This is a genomic window from Roseomonas sp. WA12 (assembly GCF_054165765.1).
Window position 1 is genome coordinate 669,823 of the sequence record NZ_CM135108.1, and the last position, 10,178, is coordinate 680,000.

Consider the following 10,178-nt stretch of genomic DNA (forward strand, 5'->3'; position numbering starts at 1 on the left):
GGGGCATGACGAAGCGGTATGGCAGGCGCGCTGGCGGCGGATGATCTGGCCGCTCGGCGCGGCGGGCGAGTGGTGTTCGCAGGCCTGTCCTTCGCCGCGGCGCCGGGGGAGGCGCTGCTACTTCTCGGGCCGAACGGGGCGGGAAAATCGACGCTGCTTCGCGTGCTCGCAGGGCTGCTCCGGCCGGCGGCCGGGCGCGTCTCGTGGGAAGGCGAGGACGTGGGGCTGGACGCCGCCGCCCATGGCGCCCGCACGCGTCTCCTCGGCCATCAGGACGCGATCAAGCCGGCGCTGACCCCGCGGGAGGACCTAGCCTTCTGGGCGCGGCTGCGCGGGGGTGACCCGGAGGCGGCGCTGGCGAGGATGGGGCTCTCAAACCTTGCCGGCCTACCCTGCCGCACGCTTTCCGCCGGGCAGCGGCGGCGACTGGCGCTGGCCCGGCTGACGCTGGGCGACGCGCCGCTCTGGCTGCTGGACGAGCCGACCCTGGGGCTCGATGCCGCCTCGGTCGCGCGGCTGGGTGGCGTGCTGGCGGCGCACCGGGCGCGGGGCGGGATCGTGCTGGCGGCGACCCATCTGCCGCTGCCGCTGCCGGGCGCGCGGGAGGTGGCGCTGTGATCCCGGTGTTTCTGCGGGAGCTGCGGCTAGCCCTTCGTCACCCGGCGGAGGCCCTGGCGGCAGTGCTGTTCTTCGTCATCGTCTGCGCGCTGTTCCCCTTCGGCGTCGGGCCCTCGCCCGAGGCGCTGGCGCGGCTGGCGCCGGGTGCGCTGGTGACGGCGGCGCTGCTGGCCGCGCTGCTCCCGCTCGACCGCCTGTTCGCCGGGGAGGCGGAGGACGGGTCACTGGATCTGCTGCTCACCACGGGGCTGCCGCCGGCGGGGCTGGCGGCGGCGAAGGCGGCGGCGCACTGGGCAGTGACGGGCCCGCCGCTGCTGCTGGCCACGCCGATCGCTGCAGCGCTGCTGGCGCTGCCGGTTGAGGGCTGGGGCGTGGCGGTGCTGGCGCTGGCGCTGGCCTCGGCCGTGCTGTCGCTGCTCGGCACGCTCGGTGCGGCGCTCACCCTTGGCGCCCGGCGGGGCGGCGTGCTGCTTCCGCTACTGGTGCTGCCGCTGGCGGTGCCGGTGGTGATCTTCGCCGCCGGCGCCATCGAGGCCGGGGCAGGGGGCGGCGAGGCGCGGCCCTTTCTTCTTCTGCTGGGGGCCTTCTTGGCCGCTGCCATGCCACTGGCGCCGCTGGCGGCCGGGGCGGCGCTGCGGGAGGGTTGAATCACATGCCGGTTTGGCGCGTTAGTTAGAGATGGCCTTCAAGGGAAAGCCGCCCGGCTCCGGCTCGGGCGAAATGTCGCGCAGGACGGTCGCGCTGCGGCCGGCCATCGGCCTGTCGCCGCGTCAGCGCGAGGAGGCGCGGCGCCTGCGCCGCCTTGGGCATGAGCCCGCGCAGATCGCCGAGGCCATCGGCGCACCGCTGGAGGAGGTGGAGAAGGCCCTCGTCCAGATGCGCATGCCGCGGCCGGAGACGACACGGGGTACGCTGAACGTGACACTGGCCGCCCATGCGCTCGTCATGAAGGAGCGACAGGGGAACGAGCCACTCTGGCAGACCATGGACCGGCTGCTGGACGAGCTGCTGCGCCATCGCGGTGCCGAGGCAGCCCGGGCACGGCGCCGGCAGGGCGAGGGCGGGGAACTGCCGCTCTTCGCGGATGCCGCGCGGCCGGCCGAAGGCTGAGCCGGACCTGACGTCAGGAGCCCGGCGGTGCAGAATGGCTGCATGCGACTGCCTCCCGCCCGACTTGCCGCGCTTCTTCTCCTGCCCTTGCTGACCGGCCCGGCCCTCGCGCAATCCGCCGGGGTGCGCGAGCGGCCCTCCTCACCTGTCACACGGCCGGCGGCATCGAGGCCGGCTGGTGCGGCCACCCCGAAACCGCCGGCGCGCGGGGCAGCCCAGCCCCGTCAGGCAGCGCCTTCCGCCGCTCGCGCTGGGGAGCGCGGGCGCGCTCCGGCCGCCGGACGCGACACCGGGCAGGCCGCGGCCCGGCGCGGCCGGGAGGGTGCGGCCGCCAGAGCCGCCGGGCGGACTGCACCGGCGGCTGCGGCCCCGCGCAGGCCGTCCGCACCCATTGCCCCACCTCGGACGGCAGCCCCAGCCGCAGCGATTCCATTGCCTATCCCGGCGCCGGCTGCTGCGGCGGTGCCGAATGTCGGGCGGGAGCCGCCGCTGGAGGAATTGCGTCCCCTGGTGGGGCCGTTCCGGCCGGCGCCGGCCGCCTCGGGCGACGCCGGGCCCTGCGGGCCGCGCCTGACCCCGGTTCGGAACCTTGAGGGATTCGGCTATTTCGCGGACCGAGCCTTTTCGCGCCCTGATCCGGTGCAGTTCGCGGCTGACCAGGCGGCCTCCCGCCCACTGCGGGAGTGGCTTGCGGCGGTGCAGCGCGACCTCGCCCGGCACCGCCGCGGCGACGCGGGCGCCGCGGCCTGTGCCCTGGCCACGCTGGACCATTGGGCGCGGAACGATGCGCTGCTCGGCGCCTTTAACCTGCAGGGCAATTACCACCGGGCCTGGATCGTAGCGGGTGCCTCCCTGTCCTTCCTGGCCCTGCGGGACGCGGCGGGGCTGGAAGCTCCGCGGCTCCGGCGGGTCGGGCGCTGGCTGGCGGCGGTGGCGCGCGACATCCGGCCACGGCACGAGCGGCGGTCGGAGGCGCTGATCAGCGACGTGCGCAACAACCAGGCGGCCTGGGCCGGGCTGGCTGGGGCGGCGGCCGGGGTGGCCGCGGGGGATCGCGGGCTGCTAGAATGGGGAGTGGAGCAGCTCCGGGAGCAACTCTCCCAAGTGAATGAGCGCGGGGCGCTGCCGCAGGAGCTGCGGCGGGGCGCGATGGCGCTGCACTATCACCTGTTTGCACTGGAAGCTGTGGCCGCGCTGGAACGGCTGGCCGCGGCGAACGGGATCGAGCTGTCCGAAGCACATCGGGCGGCGCTCGGCCGGCTGCGAGATCTCTCCCTGGCGGCGGCGCAGGATCCTTCGCGGATGGAGGGCCTGGCCGGGGCGGCTCAGGTCGATCCTTGGCTGGAACAGGGGAAGGTGCCGCTCTCCCAGGCGGCGGGGCTGGACATTCTGGCAGCCTCCATGCCGGATCCGGCTCTGGACGCGGCGCTCGCGCCCTTTCGCCCCTATGCCGACCCGTTCCTGGGCGGCGAGGTCACGGGCTGGTGGCTTCCCGTGCGCGAAAGCGGCGAACGGCCGCCGGGAGCCTCCACCACCCCCGTCACTCCGCCCGCCGAGGCCGCCCCATGAGCTGTTCCACGGCGTCCGTCACCGAAAGCGCGCCGGTCAGCACCCCCGCCACCGCCGCGCAGACCGGCATTTCCACCCCGGCCTGAGCCGCGCGGGCGAGGAGGGCGGGAGCGGTGGCCGCACCCTCGGCGACCGAGTTGCGGGCGGCCAGCACGTCCTCCGCACGCTCGCCGCGGCCGAGGGCAAGCCCCAGGGTGAAGTTGCGGCTGGAACCGCCCGAGCAGGTGAGCATCAGGTCGCCTAAGCCGGAGAGGCCGGCGACCGTGTCGGCCTTGCCGCCCAGCGCCACGGCCAGCCGGGCGATCTCGGCCAGGGCGCGGGTGACGATGGCGGCACGGGCGTTCTCGCCCAGCCCGGCGCCGATCGCCGCTCCCGCCGCGATGGCCGCGACGTTCTTGGCCGCCCCCGCGATCCCCACGCCGAGCGGGTCCTCTCCGCCATAGAGGCGGAAGGCGGGGGAGGAGAGGCGGTCGATCGCAGCGTCGCGCAGCGCGGCATCCGTGCTGGCGAGGGTGGCGGCCGCGGGAAGGCCGGCCGCGACCTCATGGGCGAAGTTGGGGCCGGAGAGCAGGGCGGCGGGCAGGCCGGGATGGGTCGCCGCCAGGATTTCCAGCGGGAGGCGAAGCGTGCCGGCTTCCACGCCCTTGGCCACGAGGACCGCGGGCGGCAGGGACGGCAAGCCGGCCAGCACGGCGCGGAGGTGCTGGGTGGGCACGGCGAGGATGACGAAGCGCGCGCCATCCAACGCGGCGGCAGCATCCGCGGTGATCTGCAAGGGATGGGGCAGGGGAGTGTCCGGCAGGTGACGGGCGTTCACGCGCGTGGCTTGCATGGCCTCGGCACGGTCCGGATCCCTGGCCCAGAGCGTAACCGCGCCGCCCGCGCGCAGGGCATGGACGGCCAGCGCGGTGCCCCAGGCGCCCGCGCCGATGACGGCGACCTTTCCCGGCTCCATTCCGCTCATTCCGGCACGATCTCCGCGACGTCCCAGCCACCGCCCGCCTCGCCGTCGTCCAGGCGCGCTGAGAGGGCGGCCAGGAGGGCGCGGGCTGTCTCGGCGAAGCCGAAGGGCGGGTTCACCACCACCAGGCCGCAGCCGTTCAGCCGGGTGGGGTCGGTTGGCTCGCGCAGGCGCAGCTCGCAGCCGATCACGTCCCGCAGCCCGGAGGCGACCAGGGCATCGCGGAAGGCGCGGACGGGGGCGCGGTGCTTGATCGGGTACCAGGCCGCCTGGATCGCCGGGCGGAAGCGGCGGGAGAGGGCGGCCATGCCGGCGGCAAGGCGAACGAACTCGCCCTCGATCTCAAAGGGGGGGTCCAGCAGGACGAGGCCGCGGCGCTCGGGGAAGGGTGTGAGGGCGGAGAGGGCCTCGTAGGCGTCCCTTTTGTGGACGGAGACCTGGGGATCTCCCTTGAAGGCAGTGCGGAGTGTGGCGGCGTCCTCCGGGTGCAATTCGCACAGGGCAAGATGGTCCTGCGGCCGCAGCATCGCGCGGATCAGGGCAGGGCTGCCGGGGTAGGTTCCGCGGGGAAAGGAGCGGACCAGCTCCAGCCAGGGAAGCAGGGGACCGTCCTGCAGGGTTTCCAGCCGGCCGATCCCGTCCCGCCACTCGCCGGTGCGGCGGGCTTCCTCCGATCGCAGGTCGTAGAGGCCGATGCCTGCATGGGTGTCGAGCACGCGGAACGGAGTCGCCTTCCGGGCCAGGGCCGTGACGAGGGCATGGACCAGGGCGTGCTTCATGCAGTCCGCGAAATTCGCGGCGTGGAAGGCGTGCCTGTAATTCATGGCGGCTCGTTCATGTCAGGCCGTCATCTCGTCCAGGGGCCAGCGTGGGCGAGGCGCGTGGTCCCAGGGGTCGGTGAGGCCGGCGCGGAGGCGCTCGATCCCGGCCCAGGCGACCATGACCGCATTGTCCGTGCACAGGCGGATGGGCGGTGCGACGAGGGGGAGGCCCGCTCCCTCCGCCACCTTCGCCAGGGCGGCGCGGATGCCGGAATTGGCTGCCACGCCGCCGGAGACGACCAGGGCGGTCATCCCGGGCGCCATGGCCAGGGCATGGCGGGCGCGGTCGGCCACCACTGCGGCGACGGAGGCCTGGAAGCTGGCCGCGATATCGGCATGGACATGGCCCTTCGCGACGGCCTGAGCCACGGCGGTCTTCAGGCCGGAGAAGGAGAAGTCGCAGCCTGCCCGGCCGAACAGCGGGCGGGGGAGGGGGACCTTCGCCGCGTCGCCGCCCCCGGCGAGGCGCTCCAGATGCGGGCCGCCGGGCCAGGGTAGGCCGAGGAGCTTGGCGGATTTGTCGAAGGCCTCTCCCACCGCGTCGTCCAGTGTTGTGCCGAGGCGGCGGTAGTGGCCCAGCCCCTCCACCGCCACGCACTGGCAGTGGCCGCCGGAGAGAAGGAGCAGGAGATAGGGAAAAGCGGCGCCGCCCGGCAGCAGGCCGGGCAGTCGGGGGGTGAGCGCGTGGGCTTCCAGGTGGTTCACCGCCACGAAGGGCAGGTGGTGCGCCATGGCCATGCCCTTGCCGTAGCCGGAGCCGACGATCAGCCCGCCGATCAGCCCGGGGCCGGAGGTGGCCGCCACGCCGCCCAGCGCCGCGGGCGCGATGCCGGCCTGGGCCAGAACGCCCGCGACCAGCCCAGGCAGGTGGGCGAGGTGGGAGCGCGCCGCAAGCTCCGGCACCACGCCGCCGAAGCGGGCGTGGTCTTCGGTCTGGCTGAGGACGGATTCGGCGAGGATCGTGCCGTCCGGCGCCAGGATGGCGGCGGCCGTCTCGTCGCAGCTGCTCTCGATGCCCAGGACCGGACCTTTCAGGTCCATGCGCCTCATGCCTTTCCGGATTTGCGTGGCGGTTCTAAGACGCCGCCATGCTTTCTGCCCACCCCATCCCGGCAACTGGCCCAGCCGGCGACAGGCCTGCGGAGACCCCGCGGGTGCGGCCGCATATGCGATCGCTGCCGCTCCGTGTCGGGACCCGGGGGTCGCCGCTCGCGGTGTGGCAGACCCGCTGCTTCCTTCAGATCGTGCTGCATTTCTGCCCGGTGCTGCGGAATGCCGGCGCCTTCGAGGAGCATGTGATCCAGACCACGGGCGACCGGATCCAGGACCGGCGGCTGGCGGATCTGGGCGGGAAGGGACTGTTCGCCAAGGAGATCCATGAGGCGCTGCTGGACCGGCGGATCGATTTCGCCGTCCACAGCCTCAAGGATCTTGAGACCGAGATGCCGCCCGGGGTTGTGCTCGCCTGCACCCTGCAGCGGGAGGACAGCCGGGACGTGTTGATCCCTGGGCCCGGCATGGGCGCGCTGGATCCGGCCGACCCCATCGGGAGCATCCCGGCCGGGATCCGCCTGGGCACCGCCAGCCTTCGCCGCCAGGCGCAGCTGCTGCACGCGCGGCCGGACCTGCAGGTCGGCATGATCCGCGGCAATGTGCAGACGCGGTTGCGCAAGCTGGCCGACGGCGAGGCGGATGCGACGATGCTCGCCCTGGCCGGGCTGAAGCGCATGGATCTCAGCCCTCCAGGCATGATGGTCCTGGACCCCGAGGCGATGGTGCCGGCGGCAGGCCAGGGCATCATCGGCGTGACTGTGCGGGCCGAGGACGAGGAGTTGCTCGAGCTGCTGGGCGGGATCGAGGACCGGGAGGCGCGCGCCGTCTCCCGGGCCGAGCGGGCGCTGCTGGCCTCGCTGGATGGCTCCTGCCGCACACCGATCGGCGGCCATGCGCGGCTTTTGCCGGACGGGCGGCTGCATCTGACGGGGCTGGTGGCGCGGCCGGACGGGTCGTTCCTGCTGAAGCGTGGGCTCCACGGGGCGGTGGCGGAGGCCGAGGCTCTCGGGCAGGAGCTGGGCCGCAGCCTTCGCGCGGACAGCCCGGCGGACATCTTTGGCTGAGCCTGGTTCGGGCCCCTGCGGGCCGACCGGGCAGGATCGGGCATCGGAGAGCGGGACCGGGTTGGTAGGGGCCCCGGGCTGCCTGATCACCCGTCCGGAGCCGGGCGGTGCCCGCACGGCCGAGCGCGTTTCGGCGCTGGGCTGGACGCCGGTGCTGGCGCCCGCCCTGATCCTTACTCCCCTTTCGATCCGATCGGCGCCGGGCTCGCAGGCGGCACTGTTGCCGAGCGCAGCCGCCGTCTTCGCGATGGCGGGGACGGTTCCGGCGGACCTTCCCATGCTGGCAGTGGGGGAGGGGACGGCAGAAGCCGCCAGGTCGGCGGGTTTCCAGAAGGTTGCCGCGGCCGAGGGCGACGCCGTCTCCCTGGCGGCGATGGCATCGGCGCGGCTGGATCCGGCGGCGGGGCCGCTGCTGCTCGCGTCCGGGCGGGGCTATGGCGACGAGCTGGCCGCCGATCTCGCCGCCCGCGGCTTCTCGGTAATCCGGCGCGAGGCCTATGAGGCGCGGGAGGCCGAAGCCTTGCCTGCTGCCGCGTGCGCCGCGCTGGCTGGCGGGTCCGTGCGGGCCGCCTTGTTCCTCTCTCCCCGCAGCGCCGTCTCCTTCCTGGCCCTGCTGCGCGCAGCTGGTTTGTGGGACGCGGCAACTGGCATCCGCGCCGTGGCGTTGAGCGGCCGCGTGGCCCGTGCCCTGGCGGGCCCCCCATGGGGGGGACTGGACGTGGCGCCGCGACCGGATCAGGACGCATTGCTGGAGTTGCTTGGCCGCGCTCCTCTTTCCACGGCCCTTCCGCTGGCCTCTCCCGTCCGACCAGAAGGATGATCCCGACCACATGAGCGACACGCCGAAGACGCCCCCGAACGGGCCCCGTTCCAAGGGCCGCCCAGCACCGTCCGGCGCAATGGGGGGCTCCGCGCCGTCGGGCGGAACGGCAGCCAGGACGGGCGCTGCCGGTCAGGGGCCGCGGGACGCAACGACGGCCGCCAGCGCGCCGGTCCTCTCCGCGGCCGAGCTGAACCATGCCGGGGCCGGCGAGACGACCGCCATGGGCGAGGCCAGTTCCGCCATGACGCCCGGCAACAGCCCCACCGCCGCGTCGAGCGCTTCGTCCTCAGCCTCGGGTAGCGCATCCGTGCCGCCGCCCGGGCCTTCGGCGGCCGAGGCGGAGCGGCAGGGGCGTGGCAGCGAGGGTCAGGCCCCGCCACCGCCCGCTGGATTGAGTGCTGCGGGGCGGCGCTTCGAGCCGGCCATCCTGCCGATTGCCGCCGCATCCGTGGTGCTGGTGGGCGCGGTCGCCTTCCTTCTCTCGAGCCCGCGCCAGACCCCGGAGGCTCCCGCGGTCGCGCAGCAGGCCGAGGCGTCGCGCATGGCCTCCATCGATTCGCGGATTGCGGCACTGGAGGCCCGGCCTTCCGCCGCCGGCTTGGCCGAACGGGCGGCAGCCGCCGAGCGCCGGCTGGATGCGGCGGATACGACGGTCCGCGAACTCGCGGCGCGGCCCATGGTGGATCCCGAGGCGCGCGCCGGGTTGGCGACCGTGACTGGCGCCCTCGATCAGGCACGGACTGCCGCGGCCGAGAGCTTACGGCGACAGGATGAGCGAGCGGCGGCGCTTGAGGCGCGATTGGCCGAGGAAGGCCGCCGGGGCGAGGCGCGGATCGCCCAGGCCGAAGCGACGCTGGCCAACCGTCTGGCTGCCGCCGAGCAGTCCCTGGCCGGGCGGGTGACGGCGGCGGAGCAGGCCTTCGCCCCGCGCTTGGCCGCGCTGGATGCCGCGCTGAATCAGCGCGTGGAGGCAGCGGGCCAGGCCATGAACCAGCGGCTGGACGCCGCCGGGCGCGGGTTGGACGAGCGGCTGTCCCGAGCTGAGGCGGCGATGAGTGAGCGAGTGGCGCGGCAGGAGGCTCAGTTGGACGAGCGCGTGCAGGGGTTCGAGCGGCGACTGGCCCAGGCCGAGGCGGCCGAGCGCCGGCTGAGCGTGCTGGCCGCGCGTGGGACGATCCAGACGGCGCTGGAATCCGGGCGCCCGCTCGGCCAGGCGCTCGCCGCGCTGGGCGGGAACCCGCCCGTGGCCCTGGCGCGCTACCGTGAGGCGGCACCTCCGACCGAGGCGGCATTGCGGCTCTCCTTCGAGGATGCGGCGCGTGCCGCGCGCGCGGCGGCCGAGCCGCAGGGGCAATCGGTCGGCGATTCCGCGTTGGCGCGGTTGCAAGGTCTGGTGACGGTGCGGCGCGGCGAACAGGTGGTAGTCGGCGACGCCGTGTCGGGCGAGCTGGAGCGCGTTCGCCGCTCGCTGGATGCCGGTGACCTGCCAGGTGCAGTGGAGCGGCTGGAGAAACTGCCCGAGCCCTCCCGCAATGCCATGGCCGGCTGGATCGGGCAGGCGCGGGACCTCGTGGAGGCGCGCGCGGCGCTGCGTGACCTCGGCGCCCCGGCCGCGGGGAGCAACTGATGCTTCGCGCAATATGGCTGCTGATCCTCCTCGGCCTCGGGGTCTGGGCGGCGCTGTTCCTCCGCCAGATGGGCGGGGCGGTTGAGATCACTGTCGGCAACACCTTCATCGGGATTCCGGTGTGGCTGGGGTTGCTGACGCTGGTGGTGGGCTTCGTGGTGCTGCACGGGCTGCTTTCGGGTTGGAAGTCGCTGCGTGGCTGGCCGGCGCGGATGCGCGCCCGGCGCGAGGCGCGGCATCGACGGGATGGCGATGCGGCCGTGACGCGGGCGCTGGTGGCGCTGGCGGCTGGCACGCCGGACCAGGCGCGGCTGGAGATCCGCCGCGCCAGGGGGCTGCTGGGCGACACGCCCCACACCCTGCTGCTGACCGCCGAGGCCGAACGCATGGCCGGGCGGAACGAGGCCGCCAACGAGGCCTTCCGGCTGCTGTCCCAGCGGGATGACGGCAAGTTCCTGGGCCTTCGCGGGCTGCTGCGCGATGCCATGCAGCGCGAGGACTGGCCAGCGGCTCAGCGACTAGCGCGTGAAGC

Annotated in this window: 10 protein-coding genes and 1 pseudogene (1 of these 11 running past the window's edge); 8 read left to right on the forward strand and 3 right to left on the reverse strand. The window is 74.3% G+C overall.

The features are described 5' to 3' along the window. Positions 1 to 18 precede the first annotated feature (18 nt). The 4 genes and pseudogenes from ccmA to ACVBD7_RS03340 form a co-directional block, all read left to right on the forward strand. Positions 19 to 618: pseudogene (gene ccmA, locus ACVBD7_RS03325) on the forward strand (heme ABC exporter ATP-binding protein CcmA); the annotation flags it as partial. Further along, entirely contained in the window at positions 615 to 1,265 is a 651-nt protein-coding gene (gene ccmB, locus ACVBD7_RS03330) for a heme exporter protein CcmB (RefSeq protein WP_458096093.1), read from the forward strand. The pseudogene ccmA and the gene ccmB, both read left to right, overlap by 4 nt. 31 nt (positions 1,266 to 1,296) lie before the next feature. Continuing rightward, positions 1,297 to 1,728 (forward strand): hypothetical protein, encoded by a 432-nt coding sequence (locus tag ACVBD7_RS03335; protein ID WP_458096094.1) that lies wholly within the window; start codon positions 1,297 to 1,299, stop codon positions 1,726 to 1,728. Positions 1,729 to 2,160: 432 nt separating this feature from the next. After that, a complete protein-coding gene (locus ACVBD7_RS03340) occupies positions 2,161 to 3,297 on the forward strand; it encodes an alginate lyase family protein (protein WP_458096095.1) in 1,137 nt (378 codons plus the stop codon). Here ACVBD7_RS03340 and ACVBD7_RS03345 read toward each other — a convergent pair. The 3 genes from ACVBD7_RS03345 to tsaD are packed head-to-tail and all read right to left on the reverse strand — an operon-like array spanning position 3,269 to position 6,120. Beyond that, entirely contained in the window at positions 3,269 to 4,261 is a 993-nt protein-coding gene (locus ACVBD7_RS03345) for an NAD(P)H-dependent glycerol-3-phosphate dehydrogenase (protein ID WP_458096096.1), read from the reverse strand. The two genes, ACVBD7_RS03340 and ACVBD7_RS03345, sit on opposite strands and share 29 nt — an antisense overlap. Further along, positions 4,258 to 5,082 (reverse strand): 23S rRNA (adenine(2030)-N(6))-methyltransferase RlmJ, encoded by an 825-nt coding sequence (locus tag ACVBD7_RS03350; protein WP_458096097.1) that lies wholly within the window; start codon positions 5,080 to 5,082, stop codon positions 4,258 to 4,260. The genes ACVBD7_RS03345 and ACVBD7_RS03350 overlap by 4 nt, the downstream gene beginning before the upstream one ends. Before the next feature lie 15 nt (positions 5,083 to 5,097). After that, on the reverse strand, positions 5,098 to 6,120 hold the full coding sequence (gene tsaD / locus ACVBD7_RS03355; RefSeq protein WP_458096098.1) for a tRNA (adenosine(37)-N6)-threonylcarbamoyltransferase complex transferase subunit TsaD: 1,023 nt from the start codon (positions 6,118 to 6,120) through the stop codon (positions 5,098 to 5,100). Positions 6,121 to 6,167: 47 nt separating this feature from the next. Here tsaD and hemC point away from each other — a divergent pair, with 47 nt between their 5' ends. The 4 genes from hemC to ACVBD7_RS03375 all read left to right on the forward strand — a co-directional run. Next, entirely contained in the window at positions 6,168 to 7,196 is a 1,029-nt protein-coding gene (gene hemC, locus ACVBD7_RS03360; protein WP_458096099.1) for a hydroxymethylbilane synthase, read from the forward strand. A 61-nt stretch (positions 7,197 to 7,257) separates the two neighbouring features. Further along, on the forward strand, positions 7,258 to 8,016 hold the full coding sequence (locus ACVBD7_RS03365) for a uroporphyrinogen-III synthase (RefSeq protein ID WP_458096100.1): 759 nt from the start codon (positions 7,258 to 7,260) through the stop codon (positions 8,014 to 8,016). A 10-nt stretch (positions 8,017 to 8,026) separates the two neighbouring features. Then, entirely contained in the window at positions 8,027 to 9,646 is a 1,620-nt protein-coding gene (locus ACVBD7_RS03370) for a mitofilin family membrane protein (protein WP_458096101.1), read from the forward strand. Then, positions 9,646 to 10,178, forward strand: partial view of a heme biosynthesis HemY N-terminal domain-containing protein gene (locus ACVBD7_RS03375; RefSeq protein WP_458096102.1) — the 5' portion only. Its footprint extends 760 nt past the window's final position; 533 of the gene's 1,293 nt are visible here — the first part of the coding sequence; it begins with the start codon at positions 9,646 to 9,648; the stop codon falls past the right edge of the window. The genes ACVBD7_RS03370 and ACVBD7_RS03375 overlap by 1 nt, the downstream gene beginning before the upstream one ends.

Excerpts from the sequence above, each read along its gene's own strand:
- ACVBD7_RS03335 (WP_458096094.1), top strand. The coding sequence starts at position 1,297 with ATGGCCTTCAAGGGAAAGCCGCCCGGCTCCGGCTCGGGCGAAATGTCG.
- ACVBD7_RS03345 (WP_458096096.1), bottom strand. The coding sequence starts at position 4,261 with ATGAGCGGAATGGAGCCGGGAAAGGTCGCCGTCATCGGCGCGGGCGCC.
- ACVBD7_RS03350 (WP_458096097.1), bottom strand. The coding sequence starts at position 5,082 with ATGAATTACAGGCACGCCTTCCACGCCGCGAATTTCGCGGACTGCATG.
- tsaD (WP_458096098.1), bottom strand. The coding sequence starts at position 6,120 with ATGGACCTGAAAGGTCCGGTCCTGGGCATCGAGAGCAGCTGCGACGAG.
- hemC (WP_458096099.1), top strand. The coding sequence starts at position 6,168 with ATGCTTTCTGCCCACCCCATCCCGGCAACTGGCCCAGCCGGCGACAGG.
- ACVBD7_RS03370 (WP_458096101.1), top strand. The coding sequence starts at position 8,027 with ATGAGCGACACGCCGAAGACGCCCCCGAACGGGCCCCGTTCCAAGGGC.